Origin of the sequence: Metabacillus lacus (assembly GCF_009674805.1) — a bacterium.
In the GTDB taxonomy this organism is placed as follows: domain Bacteria; phylum Bacillota; class Bacilli; order Bacillales; family Bacillaceae; genus Metabacillus_C; species Metabacillus_C lacus.
Genome location: NZ_WKKI01000004.1, coordinates 63,243 through 84,877, shown reverse-complemented (window position 1 = coordinate 84,877; position 21,635 = coordinate 63,243). Strand labels below are relative to the sequence as shown.

Annotated in this window: 28 protein-coding genes; 24 read left to right on the top strand and 4 right to left on the bottom strand. The window is 42.0% G+C overall.

Translation table 11 applies throughout. From position 1 onward, the window contains the following. Positions 1-8 precede the first annotated feature (8 nt). The 7 genes from GJU40_RS04185 (at position 9) to GJU40_RS04155 (ending at position 6,868) form a co-directional block, all read left to right on the top strand. Positions 9-653, top strand: a complete 645-nt coding sequence (locus GJU40_RS04185) for an O-methyltransferase (protein WP_154306494.1) — start codon at positions 9-11, stop codon at positions 651-653. 6 nt (positions 654-659) lie between these two features. Next, positions 660-1,586, top strand: coding sequence for a peptidase U32 family protein (locus GJU40_RS04180; RefSeq protein WP_154306493.1), 927 nt, complete (start codon positions 660-662; stop codon positions 1,584-1,586). Positions 1,587-1,603: 17 nt separating this feature from the next. After that, positions 1,604-2,872 carry a peptidase U32 family protein gene (locus GJU40_RS04175; protein ID WP_154306492.1) on the top strand — a complete coding sequence of 423 codons (1,269 nt, stop codon included), beginning with the start codon at positions 1,604-1,606 and terminating at the stop codon, positions 2,870-2,872. A gap of 5 nt (positions 2,873-2,877) precedes the next feature. After that, positions 2,878-3,513 carry a uridine kinase gene (gene udk / locus GJU40_RS04170; protein ID WP_154306491.1) on the top strand — a complete coding sequence of 212 codons (636 nt, stop codon included), beginning with the start codon at positions 2,878-2,880 and terminating at the stop codon, positions 3,511-3,513. 340 nt (positions 3,514-3,853) lie between these two features. Next, entirely contained in the window at positions 3,854-4,327 is a 474-nt protein-coding gene (gene greA, locus GJU40_RS04165) for a transcription elongation factor GreA (protein ID WP_154306572.1), read from the top strand. A 53-nt stretch (positions 4,328-4,380) separates the two neighbouring features. Next, positions 4,381-6,153 carry a peptidoglycan D,D-transpeptidase FtsI family protein gene (locus tag GJU40_RS04160; protein ID WP_154306490.1) on the top strand — a complete coding sequence of 591 codons (1,773 nt, stop codon included), beginning with the start codon at positions 4,381-4,383 and terminating at the stop codon, positions 6,151-6,153. A 43-nt stretch (positions 6,154-6,196) separates the two neighbouring features. Next, positions 6,197-6,868, top strand: coding sequence for a YrrS family protein (locus GJU40_RS04155; RefSeq protein WP_154306489.1), 672 nt, complete (start codon positions 6,197-6,199; stop codon positions 6,866-6,868). 329 nt (positions 6,869-7,197) lie between these two features. On the opposite strand, the gene GJU40_RS04150 is transcribed toward GJU40_RS04155, so the two are convergent. Further along, on the bottom strand, positions 7,198-7,404 hold the full coding sequence (locus GJU40_RS04150) for a DUF2536 family protein (RefSeq protein ID WP_154306571.1): 207 nt from the start codon (positions 7,402-7,404) through the stop codon (positions 7,198-7,200). Positions 7,405-7,579: 175 nt separating this feature from the next. Here GJU40_RS04150 and GJU40_RS04145 point away from each other — a divergent pair, with 175 nt between their 5' ends. The 6 genes from GJU40_RS04145 (at position 7,580) to GJU40_RS04120 (ending at position 11,993) form a co-directional block, all read left to right on the top strand. Next, positions 7,580-8,221, top strand: coding sequence for a class I SAM-dependent DNA methyltransferase (locus GJU40_RS04145; RefSeq protein WP_154306488.1), 642 nt, complete (start codon positions 7,580-7,582; stop codon positions 8,219-8,221). Between the two features lie 24 nt (positions 8,222-8,245). Then, entirely contained in the window at positions 8,246-8,950 is a 705-nt protein-coding gene (gene mtnN, locus GJU40_RS04140) for a 5'-methylthioadenosine/S-adenosylhomocysteine nucleosidase (protein WP_343031398.1), read from the top strand. Positions 8,951-9,003: 53 nt separating this feature from the next. Then, on the top strand, positions 9,004-9,927 hold the full coding sequence (locus GJU40_RS04135) for a PLP-dependent cysteine synthase family protein (RefSeq protein WP_154306487.1): 924 nt from the start codon (positions 9,004-9,006) through the stop codon (positions 9,925-9,927). Position 9,928: 1 nt separating this feature from the next. Next, positions 9,929-11,062 carry a bifunctional cystathionine gamma-lyase/homocysteine desulfhydrase gene (locus GJU40_RS04130; RefSeq protein ID WP_154306486.1) on the top strand — a complete coding sequence of 378 codons (1,134 nt, stop codon included), beginning with the start codon at positions 9,929-9,931 and terminating at the stop codon, positions 11,060-11,062. An 83-nt stretch (positions 11,063-11,145) separates the two neighbouring features. After that, the gene (locus GJU40_RS04125) at positions 11,146-11,382 is read left to right on the top strand and encodes a YrhC family protein (RefSeq protein WP_154306485.1); all 237 of its coding nucleotides are present in this window, start codon (positions 11,146-11,148) and stop codon (positions 11,380-11,382) included. Between the two features lie 470 nt (positions 11,383-11,852). Next, a complete protein-coding gene (locus GJU40_RS04120) occupies positions 11,853-11,993 on the top strand; it encodes a YrzI family small protein (protein ID WP_154306484.1) in 141 nt (46 codons plus the stop codon). Positions 11,994-12,266: 273 nt separating this feature from the next. Here the strand turns inward: GJU40_RS04120 and sigK are convergent, their stop codons facing one another. Further along, positions 12,267-12,983, bottom strand: coding sequence for an RNA polymerase sporulation sigma factor SigK (sigK, locus tag GJU40_RS04115; protein WP_154306483.1), 717 nt, complete (start codon positions 12,981-12,983; stop codon positions 12,267-12,269). 203 nt (positions 12,984-13,186) lie between these two features. Between sigK and GJU40_RS04110 the strand changes: the two genes are divergently transcribed. Together GJU40_RS04110 and GJU40_RS20660 are read left to right on the top strand one after the other, a co-directional pair. Continuing rightward, positions 13,187-13,945: an SGNH/GDSL hydrolase family protein gene (locus GJU40_RS04110; protein ID WP_343031381.1), complete on the top strand. Its 759-nt coding sequence runs from the start codon at positions 13,187-13,189 to the stop codon at positions 13,943-13,945. A 70-nt stretch (positions 13,946-14,015) separates the two neighbouring features. Next, entirely contained in the window at positions 14,016-14,156 is a 141-nt protein-coding gene (locus GJU40_RS20660; RefSeq protein ID WP_170289319.1) for a hypothetical protein, read from the top strand. Between the two features lie 424 nt (positions 14,157-14,580). Here GJU40_RS20660 and pssA read toward each other — a convergent pair whose 3' ends face one another. Continuing rightward, positions 14,581-15,120 (bottom strand): CDP-diacylglycerol--serine O-phosphatidyltransferase, encoded by a 540-nt coding sequence (gene pssA, locus GJU40_RS04105; protein WP_154306481.1) that lies wholly within the window; start codon positions 15,118-15,120, stop codon positions 14,581-14,583. Between the two features lie 102 nt (positions 15,121-15,222). Here pssA and GJU40_RS04100 point away from each other — a divergent pair, with 102 nt between their 5' ends. Beyond that, entirely contained in the window at positions 15,223-16,011 is a 789-nt protein-coding gene (locus GJU40_RS04100; protein WP_154306480.1) for a phosphatidylserine decarboxylase, read from the top strand. A gap of 45 nt (positions 16,012-16,056) precedes the next feature. Here GJU40_RS04100 and sda read toward each other — a convergent pair whose 3' ends face one another. After that, complete coding sequence (gene sda / locus GJU40_RS04095) at positions 16,057-16,194, bottom strand: sporulation histidine kinase inhibitor Sda (protein ID WP_154306479.1); 138 nt, start codon at positions 16,192-16,194, stop codon at positions 16,057-16,059. A 365-nt stretch (positions 16,195-16,559) separates the two neighbouring features. On the opposite strand from sda, the gene GJU40_RS04090 reads away from it, so the two are divergent. From GJU40_RS04090 to GJU40_RS04055, 8 genes are read left to right on the top strand one after another with little or no spacing between them, the layout of a single operon-like run. Next, complete coding sequence (locus GJU40_RS04090; protein WP_154306478.1) at positions 16,560-17,075, top strand: YqeG family HAD IIIA-type phosphatase; 516 nt, start codon at positions 16,560-16,562, stop codon at positions 17,073-17,075. Between the two features lie 2 nt (positions 17,076-17,077). Next, complete coding sequence (gene yqeH, locus GJU40_RS04085; protein WP_154306568.1) at positions 17,078-18,178, top strand: ribosome biogenesis GTPase YqeH; 1,101 nt, start codon at positions 17,078-17,080, stop codon at positions 18,176-18,178. A gap of 15 nt (positions 18,179-18,193) precedes the next feature. Further along, entirely contained in the window at positions 18,194-19,033 is an 840-nt protein-coding gene (gene aroE, locus GJU40_RS04080; protein WP_343031380.1) for a shikimate dehydrogenase, read from the top strand. Continuing rightward, positions 19,027-19,317 (top strand): ribosome assembly RNA-binding protein YhbY, encoded by a 291-nt coding sequence (yhbY, locus tag GJU40_RS04075; RefSeq protein ID WP_154306477.1) that lies wholly within the window; start codon positions 19,027-19,029, stop codon positions 19,315-19,317. The genes aroE and yhbY overlap by 7 nt, the downstream gene beginning before the upstream one ends. Positions 19,318-19,361: 44 nt before the next feature. Beyond that, positions 19,362-19,931, top strand: a complete 570-nt coding sequence (locus tag GJU40_RS04070; RefSeq protein WP_154306476.1) for a nicotinate-nucleotide adenylyltransferase — start codon at positions 19,362-19,364, stop codon at positions 19,929-19,931. After that, on the top strand, positions 19,921-20,490 hold the full coding sequence (gene yqeK, locus GJU40_RS04065; protein WP_154306475.1) for a bis(5'-nucleosyl)-tetraphosphatase (symmetrical) YqeK: 570 nt from the start codon (positions 19,921-19,923) through the stop codon (positions 20,488-20,490). Before GJU40_RS04070 ends, yqeK begins: the two co-directional genes overlap by 11 nt. Positions 20,491-20,498: 8 nt before the next feature. After that, the gene (rsfS, locus tag GJU40_RS04060; RefSeq protein ID WP_154306474.1) at positions 20,499-20,855 is read left to right on the top strand and encodes a ribosome silencing factor; all 357 of its coding nucleotides are present in this window, start codon (positions 20,499-20,501) and stop codon (positions 20,853-20,855) included. After that, positions 20,852-21,601, top strand: a complete 750-nt coding sequence (locus GJU40_RS04055) for a class I SAM-dependent DNA methyltransferase (RefSeq protein WP_154306473.1) — start codon at positions 20,852-20,854, stop codon at positions 21,599-21,601. Before rsfS ends, GJU40_RS04055 begins: the two co-directional genes overlap by 4 nt. The last annotated feature ends 34 nt before the right edge of the window (positions 21,602-21,635 follow it).

Genomic DNA, 21,635 nt, shown 5'->3' with positions numbered 1-21,635 from the left:
GTTTGCCGATGATTACTAGGCAGCTTGCTGGATATCTGGAAAGTCTTCTGCCTGAACAGAAGGGTCATTTGAAGGAAATGGAAAACTATGCAGTTGAGCATGAAGTACCAATCATGGAGAAAACAGGCATAGATGTTATGCTGCAGCTGCTGAGGCTTCATTCGTCGCAGCATATTCTTGAGATTGGGGCTGCAATCGGCTATTCCGCCAGCCGGATGGCACTTGCTTTGCCGGATGCTGCAATCCTCACCATTGAAAAAGATGCTCAGCGTTATACTGAAGCTACTTATAATATTCAAAAGCTAAACCTTTCGAACAGGGTGTCTGTCCTGCATGGTGATGCTTTGGAAACGGCAGAACAAGCGGGGTCCCATGGATCATTTGATGTCCTCTTTATTGATGCTGCAAAGGGACAGTATCGGCGTTTCTTTGAAATGTATGAACCGCTGTTATCAGACGGCGGCATGATCTTGACAGACAATGTGCTGTTTAAAGGCCTTGTTGCAGAAGAGGAAGTTTGTATAGAGTCAAAAAGAATCAGATCACTTGTAAAAAAAATCAAATCCTATAATGAATGGCTCATGAACCATCCGGATTATATAACAACCATTATACCGGTTGGGGATGGTTTGGCCGTTAGTATGAAGAGGTGAACAATAATGACAAAACCTGAATTGCTGGTAACACCAAAATCCGTGGAAGACATTATTCCCCTTGCAGAAGCAGGCGCAACGGCTGTCATGATTGGAGAACAGCGTTTCGGACTGCGTCTTGCCGGTGAGTTTTTACCCGGGGATATTGAAAAAGCGGTTGCTGCTGCCCACTCTGCAGGAATTAAAGTCTATGTAGCAGTAAATGCCATTTTTCATAATGACAAGCTTGAGGAATTAACTGAATATCTTGCTTTTCTGGAAAAAGTGAAAGCAGATGCCATTGTTTTTGGAGATCCTGCTGTATTGATGGCTGCAAGAGAAGCAGCTCCTTCCATTAAGCTTCACTGGAACACAGAGACCACAGCTACAAACTACTTTACTTGCAATTACTGGGGCAGAAAAGGAGCTTCACGTGCAGTATTGGCGAGAGAGCTCAACATGGATGCCATCATCGAGATGAAAGAACATGCCGAGGTGGAGATTGAAGTGCAGGTGCATGGGATGACGTGCATGTTTCAATCAAAAAGATCTCTGCTGGGCAACTATTACCTTTACCAGGGCAAGTCCATGAAAGTGGAAGACAGAAGCGGAGAAGGGCTGTTCCTTCATGATAAAGAAAGAGAGAACAAATATCCTATCTTTGAAGATGAAAATGGAACTCATATTATGAGCCCGAATGATATTTGCATCATTGACGAGCTTGAAGAAATGATAGATGCCGGTGTAGACTCTTTTAAAATTGACGGCGTACTGAAATCCTCAGAATATTTGCTGCAAACGACTAAAAGATACCGCATGGCGATTGACTTATGCATAGATGACCGGGATGCGTATGAAGATGCAAAGGATCAGCTGCTGAGCGAGCTTCAAGAACTTCAGCCGGTCAACAGGCCTTTGGACACTGGATTCTTCTTCAAGGAAACAGTTTATTAAGATAAGGAGGATACACCATGATCACAATGCATGACAAAATATCTGAGATTCGTGATGGAAAACGTGTAATTGTAAAAAAACCCGAATTGCTTGCACCTGCCGGTAATCTTGAGAAGCTGAAGATTGCGGTTCATTATGGGGCGGATGCTGTGTTTATCGGGGGGAGAGAATATGGCCTCCGTTCCAACGCAGATAACTTCTCTCAAGAAGAAATGGCAGAAGGCGTGCAGTTTGCCAGCAAATATGGTGCAAGAATCTATGTCACAACTAATATTTTTGCTCATAATGAAAATATTGAAGGACTTGAAGAGTATTTAATGGGTCTTCAGGATGCAGGAGTAGCAGGAATCATCGTAGCCGATCCTCTGATTATTGAAACCTGCCGCCGTGTTGCACCAAAGCTGGAAGTGCATCTCAGCACACAGCAGTCTCTCTCAAACTGGAAAGCAGTTCAATTCTGGAAAGAAGAAGGACTGGAAAGAGTTGTGCTTGCACGTGAAACAAGTGCGGAAGAAATTAAAGAAATGAAAGAAAAAGTAGATATAGAAATTGAAACATTTATCCATGGTGCAATGTGTATTGCTTATTCAGGACGCTGTGTTCTTAGCAACCACATGACTGCCAGAGACTCAAACAGGGGAGGCTGCTGCCAATCCTGCCGCTGGGACTATGACCTGTATCAGCAGGATGGAAACAGTGAAGTTCCGCTTTTTGACAACGGAGACGCTCCTTTTGCTATGAGCCCAAAAGACTTGAAGCTCATTGAGTCGATCCCGAGAATGATTGAACTTGGAATTGACAGCTTGAAAATCGAGGGACGAATGAAGTCTATACACTATGTGGCAACAGTTGTCAGTGTATACCGTAAAGTCATTGATGCATATTGTGCAGATCCAGAGAACTTTGTCATCCAGAGGGAGTGGCTCCAAGAGCTGGATAAATGTGCGAACCGAGAAACCGCACCTGCCTTCTTTGAAGGAGTGCCAGGCTATCAGGAGCAGATGTTCGGCACACATGGCAGAAAAACGGAATTTGATTTTGCTGGACTTGTGCTCCATTATGATGAAGAAACAAAAATGGTAACGATGCAGCAGCGCAACTTCTTCAAAAAAGGAGACAAGGTAGAGTTTTTTGGACCTGAAATCTCCAATTTTACTTCTGTTGTTGATGAAATTTGGGATGAAAAAGGAAATGAGCTGGATGCTGCCCGCCATCCGCTTCAAATTATTAAATTTAAAGTGGAACAGCCTGTTTTCCCAAACAACATGATGCGAAAGGGGAAATAAACATTATGGCGAAAAAACCCATAGTCATTGGGGTTGCAGGAGGCTCAGGTTCTGGTAAAACAAGTGTAACCAAAGCCATTTACGAGCATTTTAAAGGGCATTCCATCATGATGCTTGAGCAGGATTTCTATTATAAAGATCAAAGCCATCTTCCTTTTGAAGAAAGATTAAAAACCAATTATGATCATCCTCTGGCTTTTGATAATGAACTTTTAATAGAGCATATTAAAGATCTTGTGGAATACAAAGCGGTAGAAAAGCCTGTATATGATTATAAAATGCATACCCGTTCCAGCGAAGTCATTTCTGTGGAGCCCAAGGATGTCATTATCCTTGAAGGCATCCTGATTCTTGAGGATGAAAAGCTGCGTGAACATATGGATATGAAACTGTATGTAGATACGGATGCGGATATCAGGATCATCAGAAGGATGCTGCGGGATATTAAAGAGCGTGGAAGAACGATTGACTCTGTCATTGAACAGTATGTTTCAGTCGTAAGGCCGATGCATAATCAATTTATTGAGCCTACAAAAAGGTATGCTGATATTATCATCCCTGAAGGCGGCCAAAATCATGTTGCAATCGATCTGATGGTAACAAAAATTCAAACAATTCTTGAACAAAATGCTATTTTGTAATAACATAGCATAGATACATTGCACTGTGCCCATATTATGTATAGATTGTAAAGTTATTCTGCATTCTGCCGGGGCTTCTTTGCCTTCATGATTTCTTCACTTTTAAAAGAAATAACAGAGCGGTGAAGCGAATGGCATTTTTAAAAGTTGAACTTTCAGAAAAATTGTGACTTTTTTTGATAAAAGAAGCTATAATGGTTATTAACCTGTTCTTTTGATGAATATGAAATAAACCGAAGTGAGGACATTGCTGTCCTCTCTTCTCTATATGTTAGATAGACTATACATAGCTGAATCACCTAAAGGGGCCAGTTTTGTAATACTAGAAGGAGTGATGATGATGGCACTAGATAAAGTGTTTCCAATGACAACTGAAGGTAAAGAAAAATTGGAGCAGGAACTTGAATATCTGAAAAGCGTCAAACGTAAAGAAGTGGTAGAAAGAATTAAAATTGCCCGCAGCTTTGGTGATCTTTCCGAGAACTCCGAGTACGATTCCGCGAAAGAAGAACAAGCTTTTGTAGAAGGGCGCATTACCACTCTTGAAAATATGATCCGCAATGCAAAAATTATCGTGGAAGAGACTGGAACAAACAGCGTTACGCTTGGCAAAACTGTTTCTTTCATCGAGCTGCCTAATGGTGATGAAGAAGCCTACACGATTGTTGGAAGTGCAGAAGCTGACCCATTTGAAGGCAAGATTTCCAATGATTCTCCAATTGCAAAAAGCTTGTTCGGACGCCATGTAGGAGATCAGGTAACGGTTCAGACACCAGGCGGAGAAATGCTTGTGAAAATTGTCAGTATTAAATAACAGGTTTAAGGTAAACACACCTCGTCGAAAATAGATGGCGAGGTGTTTTTATTATGCAATCAGCCAAGAGGCTTAAAGTGTTAGCTGCTGTCATCCTGATTGGCCTAACCTGTTTAACAGCGAGAATGGCACAAATATCAATTTTTCAAACAGAGTCCTTTACAGATGACAGCATTAATCTCGTAGAAGAGAGCGTCAGGCAGCGTACTCAGCAAGTGCTGATCGATGACGGCAGAGGCAGCTTTACGGACAAAAACGGGGAGCCTTTGACAAATTCATCGCAGCCTGTTGTTGTCTTTTTCCCTTTTCTAAATAAAATCAGCTGGAATTCCGAAAAGCTTGCAACTATTTTAAAGGTTCCTCCGTCCAAAATAACAGAGTGGATAGAGGGCGCTGTAAAACCGGTTCTGGTGGGAGAAAAAGAGGGAGTGGAACTCAGTCAAGGGCAGCTCAAAGATATTAACGAACTGAATATTCCTGGCGTGTTCGGCATCTTAAAACAAAGCGATATACCGAAGCGCCTTGCTCAGCATACGATTGGGTTTACGAGCCAGTTCCCTGAAAAGCTTCAGCAGCAGTACTCTGAGAAGGAACACTTATCGTTAAAAACCAAGCTTGGCATCATCGGCCTCGAAGAAGCATTCGATGAGTTTCTGCTTCCTGAAACAGAAACAAAGCTTCTGTATCATGTTGATGGAAAGGGTCAGCCGTTGTTCGGGGTGAATGTTAAATACATAGCAGATTCCAATCCCTTTTTTCCCGTTACTGTTAAAACAACGCTTTCTAAAGACATTCAGCAGATCGCCGAGGATATACTGATAGAGGAAAAAATGAAAAAAGGCGGCCTGATTCTTCTGGATATTCAAAATTCAGAGATTGCCGCTGTGGTGTCAAAGCCGGATCTGAATCCTTCAGCAGAATCAACCTATTACAATCATATGTTTCAGTCTATCTTTCCCGGTTCCGTATTCAAAACGGTCATTTCCGCAGCAGCTATTCAATATGGACTGGACAATCCAAACAAGAACTATGACTGCCGTAAAAATCTCTATGGAGAATATGATGATAAGCTGGATGGAGGCCTGCTTGGGTTTGAAGAAAGCTTTGCACAAAGCTGTAACTATACTTTCACATCTCTTGCACAGGAAATAATGGACAGGGATCCTAATAGTATTGAAGAATTTGCCGGCAAGCTGGGATTGCTGGAGGGCAGCGGCTGGAAAGGAAATGTGTTTCATCAGGCAGTGTTTCAGCAGATTACTTCAGAGGATACAGGGACAGTCTGGGAGGATGAGGCGGACAAATCCTCAAAAAAAGCGATTGCACAAACAGCAATCGGCCAGAAAAATGTCCGAATTTCCCCGCTCTCAATCGCCAATATGATGGCAACCATCGCCCGCGGCGGGGAGAAAAAACAAGTTAAGCTGGTGGACTCTATTCAATACAAAAACGGTTCTGCGCTGTTTTCATTCCCGGATCAAGAGATGGATGGAGAAGAAATTGACAAATATACTGCCCAAAAGCTGCAGCAGCTGCTCAAAAGAGTAGTAGACTCACCAAACGGTACCGGCCGAAGATTTCAATCTCTTCCGCTAGCTGTGTCTGGAAAATCCGGGACGGCCGAAACAGGAAAAGTGAACGCGAGTGGCGAAAAATTATATCATAAATGGTTTGCAGGCTACTTTCCGGCTTCCCATCCCCAATATGCATTAGTAGTGGTTGATATGGATACACCTGCAGCTGATGCTGTGACAAATCAGGTATTTTATAAAATGGTTGAAAAGATGGCTGATTTCAGCACTCTTATAGATAGAAACAATCACTAATGTTAAAATAGAGACATAGCAGTGGGACAAAGGAGTGAAGATATTGAGTGAACTTTATAATCAGTCTCGCTATTCCAGCAGAGATAGGCGAAGAAAAGCAAATGTAGTATTAAATATTCTCATCGGTACAGTCATCGTCCTTATTTTAGTTGTAGGCTCCCAGCTTATCAGGAGCGGAGGAGACGAGCAGACTTCATCTAACAGCGAAGCAAATCCATCCACATCGGACGGCAGCGGCGAAACCAATGAAGAGGCAGCTGTACAACCTGGAGACGATGAAGAAGCAGAAGAAGGGGATGCAGCAGAAACTGCCGGAGAAGACAGCAGTCAGGAAGAAGAAGAAACAGTGGAAGAGGCTGAAGGTGATCCCCTTGCTGAAGCAACAGTGACAGACGGTGATCCTAATTCAGATGTTGATAAAGTAATCGAAAATCCTTCTTGGCAGCCAGTAGGGACAGAACAGTCCGGTCCTCATACAGCTGTATATGAAAAAAACTCACAGGACTGGGCAGAGATGACGAGGGCCATAAGCTACGCAACCGGCATTCCTGAAGACAACATGACAATATGGTTTCTTGGGAATAACGGGACACCTAACGATGCCAGAGGCACTGTATCTCCTAAAAATAATGCGGGTGAAAAATATCGTGTAGCCATCACTTTTGTAGAGGGAGAAGGCTGGATGCCGGTTACAGTCGAAAAGCTCAGGCAGTAGTGATAGAAGCAAATAACTTAAAAACATAACAGCAAATCGGTAAGCAGTCCAGGTATTTTAGAAATTGGACTGCTTATTTTTCTTCGCCGGATCTATTCATGGCAGTGACACTCACTCATATTTTTTAAGAGAAACGCATGGTTTTGATAGTCTTATTCATCATCTTCTACAATGTAAAACGTGATCTGGAGATAGTGGTTCTTCAGCACCTTATGAAAACAAAATAAAAACGCTCAGAAAACCTGCATTTCTGAGCGTTTTTTTAATGCTATTTTCGTCTGTTTAGTAGTTTGTTCTTCAAAACAGAGCGATTGTAAATGTTTTTATAGTTATCTTTTTTGTTTAAAATGAACAACCGCACTATAATATCTTTTCCCGTCCTCTGCTACATGCATCTGGTGTGCGACATGGTGGACCTCAAGCAGGATCGCCCTGTTATGATGTATCTGTTCATTTATTTTCCGCTCAATATCTCTTAAAGAAACACCTTCAAAAAATTCAACTTTATCCTGTATGTAATCAAAATGAAAACTCATCATATTCCCTGCCTTTCCTCAACATCATAGCATGTATGGGGAGAGGAAATCTATTTGTAATTCCAGTTTCTTTTCATTGCATTTTTCTTTTTCCCTGTGATAAATTTAGAACAGTTCATCGCTAAATTCATAGTATACTTATAGGATTTATTATAATTAGTGGAGTGTGAGAGAAATGGGAAGAGAATTCTTAGGTCTTTTTGAACAATGGGCAGGCACATATGATACCACTGTAAACGGACACGATGAGGAATATAAAGATGTTTTTTTAAATTATGATAAAATATTAACGGAAGTTGTAAAACGTTCAGGAAAAACTGTTCTCGAGTTCGGAGTGGGAACCGGAAATCTTACAAAAGAATTGCTGACTGCAGGGAAACATGTAGCAGGTGTGGAACCATCAGACGCCATGAGAGAGATAGCTGTTTCAAAGCTTTCAGGAGAAGCTGTCATCACTGACGGAGATTTCCTGGAGTTTCAACGTCCCCAAAATCAAATAGATAGTATTGTTTCAACTTATGCTTTTCACCATCTAACAGATAATGAAAAAGAAAAAGCGGTTGAGATATATGGAAGCCTGCTGCAAAGTGGTGGTAATATAGTATTTGCAGATACTGTTTTCATCAATCAGGAGATTTTCAGCGAAACGGTTGAAAAAGCCAGACAAAGAGGATACTACAATCTTGCACAGGATTTGGAGTCTGAGTACTATACAACACATACAGTGATGAAAAACATTTTTGAAAAGCACGGGTTTCATGTGGAGTTCACCCAGATGAACGGATTTGTGTGGATCATGGAAGCAGTGAAACAATAACTCCTTGAAGGGATTGACTTGTTAGTGAAGGTAGCAATAATTGGAGCAATGGAAGAAGAAGTAACAATTTTAAGAGAAAAGCTGGAAAACCGTAATCAGGAAGTGATTGCGCACAGTGAGTTCACAACCGGCCAGTATAAAGGAATTGAAGTGATTCTTTTAAAATCGGGAATAGGAAAAGTGAATGCTGCTATCAGCACAACTTTACTGCTGGACCGCTATAAGCCTGATTATGTGATTAACACTGGATCGGCCGGTGGATTTCATCAATCATTAAATGTCGGCGATGTGGTCATTTCCACGAATGTTGTTCACCACGATGTGGATGTTACAGCGTTTGGATATGCCTATGGACAGGTGCCGGGACTTCCGGCAGCATATAAACCTGCAGAAGAGCTGGTTAAAATTGCAGCTTCTCAGGCAGAAGAGATCAGCGGAATACAGGTAGTCAAGGGCTTAATCGCAACAGGAGATTCATTCATGAGCGATCCTGAAAGGGTGGATTTTGTCCGCACTAAATTTCAGGACTTATACGCTGTGGAGATGGAGGCAGCGGCCATTGCGCAGGTATGCCATCAGTTTGATGTTCCATTTGTAGTGATTCGTTCTCTGTCTGATATTGCGGGGAAAGAATCAGGAATATCCTTTGAACAGTTTTTAGATACAGCTGCCAAACATTCAGCTGATCTTGTACTTAAAATAGCCTCACAGCTAAAGGATGCCAGATAGGTTGCCGGAGAATTTTTTCGGCAGCTATTCTTCATTGGGAGAGGAGTGTAGAAATGGATATAGTAAGAGGTGTACATCAATTAATCGGACGGACTCCTTTATTTGAAGTAACAAAGTTTGAACTGCCTCAGGGAGTCAGGCTGTTTGCAAAACTTGAATACTGCAATCCTGGAGGAAGCATAAAGGACAGGCTGGGTGTTGAACTGATTGAAGAAGCCCTTAGAACAGGAAAGGTGAAGGAGGGAGGCACAATTATTGAGCCTACCGCCGGCAACACCGGGATTGGGCTTGCGCTTGCAGCTCTTGAGAAAAACCTGAAAGTTATGGTGTGTGTTCCTGAAAAATTCAGCATTGAAAAGCAGGATATTATGAAAGCGCTTGGAGCGGAAGTTGTGCAGACTCCTACCTCTGAAGGGATGAAGGGTGCGATTAGAAAAGCACAGGAGCTTAACAGCAGTATTCCGAATTCCTACTGCCCTCAGCAATTTGGCAACCCGGCAAATCCGGAAACCTATTACAAAACACTTGGCCCGGAAATCTGGGAGCAGCTGGAAGGGGATGTAGGTGTGTTTGTGGCGGGTGCAGGAACCGGCGGAACTTTTATGGGTACAGCCAAATATCTGAAAGAAAAAAACCCGCAGATCAAAACGGCAATCGTGGAACCCGAAGGATCCATTTTAAATGGAGGAGAATCCGGGCCGCACAAAACCGAAGGCATAGGAATGGAATTTCTGCCCGAATATATGGATGAGTCTTATTTTGATTCCATTCACACAGTGCTTGATACAGACGCGTTCAGGCTTGTTAAAGAACTTGCGCAAAAAGAAGGCCTGCTTGTCGGAAGCTCTGCAGGCGCTGCTTTGCATGCAGCTCTGCTGGAGGCGCAGCAGGCACAGCCCGGAACTAATATAGTCACAATTTTTGCAGACAGCAGTGAACGCTATCTCAGCAAGAAGATTTATGAAGGAGGCATTTAACATGAACAAGAAAACGAAAATGATACACGGAGGTATTGTAGGAGATCCTGCAACAGGTGCTGTTTCAGTACCGATTTACCAGGTAAGCACTTACAAGCAGGACGCAGTGGGCGTTCATAAAGGATTTGAATATTCCCGTACAGGCAATCCGACCAGGCATGCGCTCGAAGAATTGATTAAGGACCTGGAAGAAGGGGAAGCGGGCTTTGCATTCGGTTCCGGAATGGCAGCAATCACTGCGATTATGATGCTGTTTAACAGCGGCGATCATGTGATTATGACCGATGATGTATACGGCGGCACGTATCGAGTCATGACAAAAGTGCTGAACAGATACGGGATAGAATCTACTTTTGTTGATACAAGCGATCTTTCCAATATTGAAAAAGCACTTCAGGACAATACAAAGGCGCTTTATATAGAAACACCGACAAATCCTTTGCTGAAAATTACAGATCTTGAAAAAGCAGCTGAAATTGCCAAAAAACATCAGTTGATGACTATTGTAGATAACACATTCAGCACTCCATACTGGCAGACTCCGCTCACATTGGGAGCAGATATTGTCTTCCATAGTGCGACAAAGTACATTGGAGGCCACAGCGACGTTGTAGGCGGCCTTGTTGTTGTAAACAATGCAAAGCTGGCTGAAGACCTTCATTTCATTCAAAACTCAACTGGAGGCGTTCTGGGGCCTCAGGATTCATGGCTGCTGATGCGCGGAATCAAAACGCTCGGCCTTCGCATGGAAGCAACCGAGACCAACGCTGCTGAATTGGTGGACTTCTTAACGGGCCATGAGGGCGTAAAAAAGGTTTATTATCCAGGCCTTGAGTCTCATCCGAACCATAGCGTTGCGAAAAAGCAGGCTGGCGGATTTGGCGGCATGATTTCCTTTGATGTAGGAAGCGGAGAAAAGGCGGAAGAAGTTCTTGGCAAGGTTAAGTATTTCACATTGGCAGAGAGTCTTGGAGCCGTTGAAAGTCTCATCTCGCTTCCCGCTAAAATGACTCATGCCTCGATTCCATACGACCGCAGACAGGACCTCGGTATTACTGACGGGTTGATCAGAATCTCTGTGGGCATTGAAGATGCTGAAGACTTGATTGAAGACTTAAAGAACGCTCTTGCTTAAAAATTGGCTGAATTTGCTTGGTTATGAACCTGCTAAAATATGTTATCGTGAAGGTAGACTTCATTAGATAGCAGGTGATGCAGATGAGTAAAAAAGAAATTTCGTCCAAAATGACTGATTATAAGTATTACGCATTTACACTGCTTGCAGTCAGTGTGTATCTGTACCTTGGCTTGATTCTTCCGACAGCCGGAGACTTGGCTCAGCTGCAGGTAACATTGATGATGACAACTGTTTGCGTATTTTTAAGCGGCTCGTTCCTGTTTTTTAAAAAATCTTTAAAATATAAAAAAATGATTGATGATGAAGCAGTTGAATAAGTACCCTGCCCTTTGCTGACAGCAAAGGGTATTTTCGTACTGTAAATGCAGAGCAGAAAGCTGATTAGAAATATAAAACAGCCTTCCTGCTGATTATTTCCATCTTTCTCAGCCCTCTGCATTATAATTTCCATATTTGGAAAATGGGCTGTTTTTTTCCAGAAAGTAGTTTACAAACTCTGATGATGTGGATATAATTACCATGAGAACAAAATTTGAAATGGAGGTCGAATAACATGATGAGAAGCAACTCAGCAGCAGCTAATAAAACAATTACATTAAGTAACTTATTCGACCGGCATATGACCATTTCTTGAACTTTCCCTTACCTTTGACAGGGATTATTCATCTTACATCTATGCCGCAGGCCGAATAAGCCTGTGGCTTTTACATGCAGTAAAAAGGCCGCTCTGAAATGCGGCCTTTTTGCGTGCATGAAGGATGAAAATATCTGAAGGAGGTGAATATGTATGACCATCAATTTATTTTTTGTGACCATTACCATCAGCAACCGCAACAAAACTATTGAAGATTACCAAAAAGACCAGTATGTTCAGCAATTAATGGAAAAAGCAAAACAAAAGCAGATTGACACATATTTCTATCAGTAATAATGAACGCTAATTCAAGGAGAAAGGGTGAGGATACATGATGAAGTTAAGAATGAAACTGTTGATGTACTTAAATGCCAAGAGGGACAGCTTCTAGTCAAAGGGAGAAGAAATTGCCGAAAGGAGCCCCGTTAAGCCAAAAATGCGGCTTTGCAGGGCTCCTTTTTTCTTGCTGTATATAGGGCAGGAAAGAAGACGGGCAGCTGAATGAAAAACATCCCGATTTCCTGTCGGGATGTTTTTAAGTATTTTTTGCCTTTTATATGCTCATGATTATGTTGAGTTTTTCTTTTCTTTTTCCGCCCGGTAAAATTCGTGAAACATTTTCATTAGTGCTCTTTTTTCAATTCGGGACACATAGCTTCTGGATATGCCTAGTTCTTTGGCAATCTCACGCTGTGTTTTTTCTTTTTTAAGATCAAGTCCAAATCTGCCGACAATCACTTCCTTTTCCCTGTCATCCAGAATTCCGATGAACTTTTTAACCTTTTCCAGTTCCATGTTCAGCTGAATTGTATCAATTACGTCGTCGTTCTCTGATTTCAGCACATCAATCAGGCTGATTTCGTTTCCTTCTTTATCCTGACCGATTGGATCATGCAGCGAGACATCTTTTTTCGTCTTTTTTAATGCTCTTAAATGCATCAGTATTTCGTTTTCAATACACCTTGCCGCATAAGTGGCCAGCTTTGTTCCCTTTCCTTGGGAATAGCTTTCAATTGCTTTAATCAGACCGATCGTTCCTATTGAAATAAGATCTTCTGAATCTTCTCCTGTATTCTCGAATTTCTTGACAATATGTGCAACCAGCCTTAAGTTGTGTTCAATCAGCAAATTTCTAGCCTGCTCGTCTCCCTCTGACATTAAGGTTAAATACTTTCGTTCATCACTGGCTGACAATGGTTGTGGAAAGGCATTATTCTTCACGTAAGATACTAAAAACACTAATTCCTTTAAGAAGTATCCTAAAGCTGTTAACACTCCTGACATACCTCCACCTCCGCTTTCATCTGCTTGCTGTATTTGGGCAAATGCCTAGTAATTCATATGTATGCGGTGCCAGGGAGGTTTGTGTCTGTACAAGTGAATAAGTTCATAATGAGTTACAAGGGCGGATAAAAAACTTTACTCCAAGAAGATGATCAGTTATCTTATTGGGTAGTTAATTGAATGATGATAGGCGGAGCATAAATGTGAAAAGATGGATCATATACGCTGTATTTTTAATTTACATATTGGGAGGCTGCAGTACGATGGGAAACAAGGGAGAAATAGAAATTGTAGCATTTGGAGACAGCAATACACAGGGGGCTAATTGGAAGATCAGGCAATATCCCCAGCAGGAAAAATGGGTAACCCTGATTAATACCGCATACAGCGGGAATCTGATGATCCATAATGCGGGCATTAGCGGAGAAACGACTGAGGATGCTTTGAAAAGGTTTGAAAAAGATGTGCTTTCCAAAAAGCCTGATCTGGTTTTTATCATGTTTGGAACCAATGATGCAGCCATGCTGCCAAGCGGGCTTCCAAGAGTGGATAAAACAAGATTCAAACGGAATTTAAAATATTTCACAAAAGAAATAAGAAAAATTGGGGCTGAACCCGTTTTAATGACCTGTCTGCCAGTTATCGAAGGAAGCGGAACAGATACTTATTATTATTCCAGATATGACAGGAAGTGGTTTGAGGCAGGAGGGGGAGCGAGGCAGTGGCATAATGCTTATAATGACCTGACGAGGGAGGCTGCCAGGGAGGAGGGAGCAGTGCTAGTTGATCACTGGTGGAACCTGATAGATCTTGCAGGAGAAAGCTCAGACGAGGCTCTGCTGTCATCCGGGCTGATTGACCCTTCCGGCAACCACTTAACCCCTTCAGGAGCCAGAGAGCTTTACAATGGGATTATGGCATCAGGCGTTTTGCAGCAATTTTTGCAGCAATCATCTGAGTGACCAGCCTATACCCCTTAGGGATGTCACGCATAATGTGGTGATATAGTCCAGTGAAGGGAGGGCTCCGAGGATGGGACCTGCATCATACTGTCCTTCCGGCTTTGGTTACTATGGTTTGTCGGTAGCAGGCTATTGGTATGCATTGTTCATCGTGTTGTTTGTTCTTCTTCTGATTTTTGGAGGAAGCTATTGGTTTTATTGCTGCCGCTAAAAAAACACCTGATAGTTGTTCAGACCGTAGGCAAACTCGAGGACTTCGAATAGCCTACGGTTTATTTCATTTTAAAATATAGATGGAATACCAATGTGGTTGGATCTTCACTCCTGGTGGACGTTTCCCGCAGGCGGGTCCGAGCCGCTTTTCCTAACTGAGCTCAGTCCAGGGTCCCGACTATCCCGATTTTCCTAATTACACTGAATCACCCATTTTTTCTAGAGGTGACCAGTGATGATGACTATCTGTTTAATGAACGTGAACAAATTCCCACAAGATTCTTTATTGATTTTTTTTGTTCTCTATTTCCTTGCTTAAACATCTTTATTCGGAGGTCATTATTACACTATACAAAAAGACTGTAGACACGCTCGATTTTCACCGAGTTTTGTCTACAGTCTGAAACACTTGAAAGATGTTTTTATACTTTTTTTATTCTGAATGGCGAAACCATCAAAAATGAGAGGATGATCAAAATGAACAGATAGAATACGGCGGGAACAGCGGCTGATGCAAGGTAGGATAGCGTAGCAGCACATCCTGCGGCTGTGATTGGCAGGCCTGTGAAATAACCATTGCTCTCTGTAACGTTAAATTTTGCGAGGCGGAATGCACCGCAAAGGATATAAAGAACAGTGAAGAATATTCCAGGTGCACCCAGGTCATATAAAATTCCTTGATAAAGCAGTAGTGCTGGGGCAACACCAAATGATATAATATCACTCATTGAATCAAGTTGTTTTCCAAGTTCAGATTCAATATTGAACTTTCTCGCTGCTATTCCGTCAAAACGGTCTGCCAGTGCTGCGATAAAAATAAGCAGCAGGCTTAAATCAAATTCTCCTCTAAGAGTAAAGATAATGGCATAACCGCCAAGACCAAGATTTGTAAGAGTGATCAAGTTTGCAAAATTGGCCTTAAGCTTTTTTATCGTCAGATCAACATATTCTGAAATGATCATGGAAGCGCTCCTTTTTATAAAAACCAAAATAGATGATTTATTTACCATTGTAAACAGGAACTAGCAAAACGTAAAGATAATATTTTACATGGAGGTTAAAAATTGCGCAAGAAAATATATCAGTCATTCATCGAGTTAACCAATTCACTCCCATTGTCCAAAGGGCTTATGACCTTTTCAAAGTCAAAGCTAAGCAAAAGAATGATTCCTTCCTATGCAAAGCTTTTTATGATTGAACAAGAGGAGATGGGCAAAAATATTGCAGAGTACACGTCCTTGCATGATTTGTTTATCAGAGAACTGAAAATCGGAAGCAGACAGATTTCCGCTCTCACCGAGAGTGTAAGCAGTCCGGTTGATGCTGTTGCCGAGCAATTCGGTACAATTTCCGAACACTCTTCTATTGTTGTCAAAAATCAGCAATATTCTATTGAAGAAATGTTGGAAAACAAGGAGCTTGCAAAAAAGTACATTGGAGGGCAGTTTATCGTCCTTTATCTGAGCCCCAGGCATTATCATAGAATTCACAGCCCTATTGACGGAGAAATTACCGAGCAATATAATCTGGGATCCGCTTCTTACCCGGTGAACCGGTGGGGCTTGACATACGGTAAAGCGCCGCTGTCGAGAAACTTCAGAAAGGTCACCGAAATGGTCTGCGGTTTGAATGGAGGACATGCAGCAGTCATAAAGGTAGGAGCAATGTTTATCAATTCAATTGAAACAACACACGTATCTAAAACCTTGAAAAAGGGGGAAGAAATGGGCTACTTTTCTTTTGGCTCCACAGTGGTGCTGCTGTTTGAAAAAGACAGATTCAGGCTTTCACCAGGGCTGCAGGTACAATCTGAAGTAAAAATGGGGGAAGAAATAGCCTCTGTTTTGGTATAAGTGCAGTGTTTTGCTAAAAAAAAGAAGCTGAACTCTGCAGGCACTTCAAGAAAGTGTCAGTACATGGTTCAGCGAGCGGCGCTTGATTTCCGATTCAATCAGTTCTATAAAGTCTTCACTTAATTTCATTTCTGTTGCTTTGTAATATGATTCGATTAGCAGTTCGTCCGATAGTTTCCTCATGCCAGGTAGCCAAGTAATTGGCTCACACCTCCTATCAACGAGCGTAATAAAATATTTTTTATAAGCATATATTCTTAGGTTATTTCTTTCTTTCTACAATCTACCACGATTTAATTTAAGGAACAATCGTTCTGTTTATCCACAGACAGGGGTGGATAAGCTGTGGGCATCATGTTTATAAAGTTGTAGAAAATGGAAATTTAAAGGGTGGATCATGTGCATAAATTTATCCACATTGTAGAAGAACAATTAAATTTGTCGAAAAACTTTTGTTCTAAATAGCTAATTGTCAAAATGGTTTTGAAGTAAGAACAGTTTTCGGATAAGATGTACTTTGGTAAATATGAAATTCAGAGGTGTTAGCTTTGTTAAAAAACTTCTTGCCTGGAGAATACGTTAAAAATATATTTGATATCTCTCCTCTTAAGCTGAAAGAGCGAGGCGTTAAAGGGATTATCACTGATTTGGATAATACGCTGGTCGAATGGGACAGGCCTGATGCAACACCTGCCCTGATTGACTGGTTTAAAGAAATGAAGAGAAATGGAATCAAGGTTACGATTGTTTCCAATAATGTAGAGAAAAGAGTGAAAGCTTTTTCGGAGCCGCTTGACATTCCATTTATTTTTCAAGCAAGAAAGCCATTTGGAAGGGCCTTTCGGAGAGCGGCAAGGGAAATGGAACTGCCAAAGAATGAAGTGGTAGTCATAGGCGACCAGCTGCTGACCGATGTACTGGGTGGAAACAGAAGCGGTTTTCATACGATTCTTGTTGTTCCTGTTGCTTCGACAGACGGATTTTTTACAAGAATCAACAGAAAAATTGAGAGAAATATTATGAGAAGCTTAAAAAGAAAAGGATGGATTCAATGGGAAGAATAGAGATGGAAGACATTACGTGTATCGGCTGCGGAGTGAAAGTACAATCGGAGGATCCGTCAGGGCTTGGTTATGTGCCTGCCGGCAGCCTGGAAAAAGAAACAATTGTCTGTCAGCGCTGCTTCAGGCTGAAAAATTACAATGAAGTTCAGGATGTTTCTTTGACAGATGAGGATTTCTTGAAAATTCTTCATGGAATTGGCGACACAAAAGGCCTGATTGTGAAAATAGTTGATATTTTTGATTTTAACGGAAGCTGGATTGCTGGGCTGCCCCGCTTTGTAGGTGGAAATCCGATCCTGCTTGTCGGCAATAAAGTGGACATCCTTCCTAAGTCAGTTAAGCATTCAAAAGTGATAAACTGGATGAAAAGAGAGGCAAAGGAGCTCGGCCTACAGCCTGTAGACGTGTTTTTAATCAGTTCTGCAAGGGGAATTGGTGTAAAAGAAGTTGCAGAAGCGATTGACCATTACAGGGAAGATGGCGATGTTTACGTGGTCGGATGCACCAACGTAGGGAAGTCGACCTTTATTAACAGAATGATAAAGGAAGTTACCGGCGAGGGAGATGTTATCACAACTTCTCATTATCCGGGAACTACGCTTGATATGATTGAAATTCCTTTATCAGATGGCGCCGCTTTGTTTGATACCCCTGGGATCATCAATCATCATCAGATGGCCCACTATGTAGATAAAAAAGATTTGAAGCTGCTTTCTCCCAAGAAAGAAATAAAGCCAAAAGTGTTTCAGCTGAATGAGGAGCAAACCTTATATTTCGGCGGCCTTGCCAGACTTGATTATTTAAAGGGAGGAAAAACCTCCTTGGTCTGCCATGTTCCTGCTGAAATTGATATACACAGAACAAAGCTTGAAAATGCAGATTCTCTTTATGAAAAGCATGCGGGTGATATGCTGAAGCCGCCCCGAAAAGATCAGCTTGATACTTTCCCAGAACTGACGGCGCATCATTTTACCATTAAAGAGCCTAAAACAGATGTTGTATTTTCAGGACTGGGCTGGGTAACAGTGAATGAACCGGATAAGAAAATAACAGCCTATGCACCAAAGGGAGTAAATGTTACAATCAGAAAATCTCTGATATAGCATGGAGGGGTTTCTGTGGAAAAATTATATGGTCTGATTGGGTGGCCTGTGTCACATTCAATGTCACCGGCTATTCATAATCACGCTTTTTCTGAATTAAATATTAGTGGGCATTATCATGCCTTTCCTGTTTCTCCCCAAGGGCTGGAGAAAGCTGTAGCAGGACTGAGAGCACTGGGAATTTCGGGCTTTAATGTTACAATTCCGCATAAGGTAGCCATTCTTCCTTACTTGGATGAACTTGATCTATCAGCAGAGCTGGCGGGCGCAGTCAACACGGTGAAAAACAGCGGAGGGCGCCTGATTGGCTATAATACTGATGGACAGGGATATCTTCAGTCACTGAAGGAGAAGGCGGGCGAACTTCAAGGGAAAAACATCCTGCTTATTGGAGCAGGAGGAGCAGCGAGGGCGATCTTTTATACGCTTTCCCATGCAGGCTGCCGCTCTATAGATGTTTGCAACAGAACGATTGAAAAAGCTGCAGAACTAATCCAGCTGAATCCTGCAGGTACTTTTGGAAGGCCGCTTGCTATACAGGAGGCTGAAGACATACTTTCAAAATATGATGTGATTATTCAGACCACTTCAATTGGAATGAAGCCCCATGCCGGCAAATCCCCGATCCGTTTGTACAATGCAAAAAAAACATGTATTGTTAGTGATATCATTTATAATCCTATTACTACCGAGCTTTTAAAGCAGGCGGAAGAAAAAGGGCTGAAAACTGTAAACGGTGTAGGCATGTTTGTGAACCAGGCTGCCCTTTCGTTTGAAATCTGGACCGATAGAATTCCAGATAAAAAAGGTATGGAGAGAATTGTTTTGGATAATTTAGGAGGTACTACATGTTAACTGGTAAACAAAAACGTTTTTTACGTTCGGAAGCACACCACTTAACGCCTATTTTTCAGGTTGGAAAAGGCGGAGTGAATGAAAATATGATTAAACAGATTGGCGAAGCATTGGAAGCGCGTGAACTGATTAAAATCAGCGTGCTGCAAAATTGCGAAGAGGACAAAGATACTGTAGCTGAACAGCTTGTAAAAGGAACCAGGGCAGAGCTTGTCCAGGTAATCGGCCACACAATTGTCCTGTATAAAAAGTCAAAAGAAAACCAGCAAATAAAACTTCCTTAAAACATCTTTGCAGGAAATCGTATGAAAGCAGGGAGGGGTAATGTTTGGCCAGAATTGGTTTGTTTGGCGGCACTTTTGATCCGCCCCATATAGGACATCTTATTATGGCGAGCGAAGTGAAGGACGCCATGCAGCTTTCAGAGGTTTGGTTTCTGCCAAACTCCATTCCCCCTCATAAACAAGGTGCTGGTTTTACCGGCAGTGAGCACCGCCTCAACATGCTGAATGCGGCTTTGGAGGGAAATGCAGCATTTAAAGCAGAGCCCATAGAGCTTGCGAGGGAGGGTCCTTCTTATACATATGATACAGTCAGGCTGCTAAAAGAAAAATATCCTCAGCATGAATTTCACTTTATCATTGGTGCTGATATGATTGAATATCTTCCCAAATGGAGAGATATTGACAGCCTTGTAAAACAGGTAAAGTTTATTGGCGTCAACAGGCCGGGTTATCGTACTGAAACAAAATACCCGGTCATCCTTGTTGATGCTCCTCTTGTTGATATTTCTTCAACCATGCTCAGGAGGAAATTTTCTGAAAAGAGGAATACAGATTACCTGCTTCCTATCGGGGTAAAGAAATATATTGAGGAGAATTCACTTTATGGAACGTAATGCTGCATTGGGGATTGTAAAGCCGCAGCTGACTGAGAAACGCTTTCAGCATACAATCGGCGTGATGGATACTGCTGTTCAACTCGCAGAGCTGTACGGAGCTGACAAAAAAAAGGCTGAGCTTGCTGCTATATTTCATGATTATGCCAAGTTCCGTCCTAAAAAAGAAATGGAAAAATTGATAAGGGAAAAGCAGATGCCGGCTGATCTTCTCTTTCATCACCACGAACTCTGGCATGCTCCTGTAGGTGCCTACCTTGTTCAGCATGAAGCAGGTATACATGACGAAGAAGTTTTAAACGCCATCAGATACCATACTTCCGGAAGATCAGGTATGACTCTGCTTGAAAAGATTGTATATGTAGCAGACTATATAGAGCCCGGCAGAAGCTTTACAGGTGTTGAGGAAGTCAGGGAACTGGCTTTCCAGGACCTCGATTTGGCGCTATTAAAGACTGTCAGCAATACGATATCGTTTTTATTGAAAAAAAACAGGGGAATCTACCCTGATACTCTCGCTGCTTACAATGACCTTGTGATAACTAAACTGGAGGATTGAATGCATATATGAAAGAAACAAATTTATTAGCCATTACAGCTAATGCCGCCGATGATAAAAGAGCAGAAGATTTGATTGCCCTCGACATGAAAGGAATTTCATTGATTGCTGACTACTTTTTTATCTGTCATGCGAATTCTGATAAACAGGTTCAGGCGATAGCAAGGGAAATAAAAGATCAGGCAGAAGAAAATGGATATGTGGTAAAGCGAATGGAAGGCTTTGATGAAGCAAGGTGGGTGCTCGTTGACCTGGGAGATGTTGTAGCGCATGTGTTCCACCGTGAAGAAAGAGGCTATTACAATCTTGAAAGACTTTGGGGCGATGCTCCTCATGCTGACCTGGACAGCGTGCTTCAAAAATGATTTACCAAGGCTTTGCTGCTGTCTATGATGAAGTAATGTCAGAAGCTCCATACGAGCTGTGGACCAGCTTTATTGTGGAAGCTATGAAGGCAGAGGGCAGCAGTGGAGGCAGGCAGGTGCTGGATGTAGCATGCGGGACTGGAGAAATTACCACAATGCTGTATAAGCTTGGCTTTGCAACAACAGGCATTGATATTAGTGCAGAGATGCTTGCTGCTGCCAGCAGAAAGGCGATGGAGAACAACCAGGATATTCCCTTTTTTCAGCAGGACATGAGGGAGCTTCAAGGTGTGGAAGATACGTTTGATGCTGTTTGTATCTGCTGTGACTCCCTCAACTACCTAGAGACCCGTGAAGATGTAGTTTCAGCCCTGACAGGGGCTTTTAACGCTTTGAAAAAAGGCGGCGTTCTGATCTTTGATGTTCATTCAGAATACAAAATCAACGAAATCTATTTAAAGAACACTTTTGCAGATTCATCTGAGGATATAAGCTACATATGGAATTCTTTCAAGGGTGAATTCCAAAACAGTGTGGAGCATGAACTTTCTTTTTTTGTTAGAAGTGAAGAAGGTTTCTATGAAAGATTTGATGAAACCCACTATCAGCGGACTTTTTCGGTGAGTGACTATTTGTCATTTTTGAAAAATGCAGGATTTTCCGGCGGTAATGTCAGCGCTGACTTTCAATATGGTAAGCAGCCTGATAAGCTATCTGAAAGAATTTTCTTTACTGCTGCTAAATAACCTCACGAAAAAAACCATCAAAAAGATGGTTTTT

Bases quoted from the DNA above. Each gene is read 5' to 3' on its own strand.
- GJU40_RS04185 (WP_154306494.1), top strand. From the start codon at position 9: ATGATTACTAGGCAGCTTGCTGGATATCTGGAAAGTCTTCTGCCTGAA.
- GJU40_RS04180 (WP_154306493.1), top strand. From the start codon at position 660: ATGACAAAACCTGAATTGCTGGTAACACCAAAATCCGTGGAAGACATT.
- GJU40_RS04175 (WP_154306492.1), top strand. From the start codon at position 1,604: ATGATCACAATGCATGACAAAATATCTGAGATTCGTGATGGAAAACGT.
- udk (WP_154306491.1), top strand. From the start codon at position 2,878: ATGGCGAAAAAACCCATAGTCATTGGGGTTGCAGGAGGCTCAGGTTCT.
- greA (WP_154306572.1), top strand. From the start codon at position 3,854: ATGGCACTAGATAAAGTGTTTCCAATGACAACTGAAGGTAAAGAAAAA.
- GJU40_RS04160 (WP_154306490.1), top strand. From the start codon at position 4,381: ATGCAATCAGCCAAGAGGCTTAAAGTGTTAGCTGCTGTCATCCTGATT.
- GJU40_RS04150 (WP_154306571.1), bottom strand. From the start codon at position 7,404: ATGAGTTTTCATTTTGATTACATACAGGATAAAGTTGAATTTTTTGAA.
- GJU40_RS04145 (WP_154306488.1), top strand. From the start codon at position 7,580: ATGGGAAGAGAATTCTTAGGTCTTTTTGAACAATGGGCAGGCACATAT.
- GJU40_RS04135 (WP_154306487.1), top strand. From the start codon at position 9,004: ATGGATATAGTAAGAGGTGTACATCAATTAATCGGACGGACTCCTTTA.
- GJU40_RS04130 (WP_154306486.1), top strand. From the start codon at position 9,929: ATGAACAAGAAAACGAAAATGATACACGGAGGTATTGTAGGAGATCCT.
- GJU40_RS04125 (WP_154306485.1), top strand. From the start codon at position 11,146: ATGAGTAAAAAAGAAATTTCGTCCAAAATGACTGATTATAAGTATTAC.
- GJU40_RS04120 (WP_154306484.1), top strand. From the start codon at position 11,853: ATGACCATCAATTTATTTTTTGTGACCATTACCATCAGCAACCGCAAC.
- sigK (WP_154306483.1), bottom strand. From the start codon at position 12,983: ATGTCAGGAGTGTTAACAGCTTTAGGATACTTCTTAAAGGAATTAGTG.
- GJU40_RS20660 (WP_170289319.1), top strand. From the start codon at position 14,016: ATGGGACCTGCATCATACTGTCCTTCCGGCTTTGGTTACTATGGTTTG.
- pssA (WP_154306481.1), bottom strand. From the start codon at position 15,120: ATGATCATTTCAGAATATGTTGATCTGACGATAAAAAAGCTTAAGGCC.
- sda (WP_154306479.1), bottom strand. From the start codon at position 16,194: ATGAGGAAACTATCGGACGAACTGCTAATCGAATCATATTACAAAGCA.
- yqeH (WP_154306568.1), top strand. From the start codon at position 17,078: ATGGAAGACATTACGTGTATCGGCTGCGGAGTGAAAGTACAATCGGAG.
- yhbY (WP_154306477.1), top strand. From the start codon at position 19,027: ATGTTAACTGGTAAACAAAAACGTTTTTTACGTTCGGAAGCACACCAC.
- yqeK (WP_154306475.1), top strand. From the start codon at position 19,921: ATGGAACGTAATGCTGCATTGGGGATTGTAAAGCCGCAGCTGACTGAG.
- rsfS (WP_154306474.1), top strand. From the start codon at position 20,499: ATGAAAGAAACAAATTTATTAGCCATTACAGCTAATGCCGCCGATGAT.
- GJU40_RS04055 (WP_154306473.1), top strand. From the start codon at position 20,852: ATGATTTACCAAGGCTTTGCTGCTGTCTATGATGAAGTAATGTCAGAA.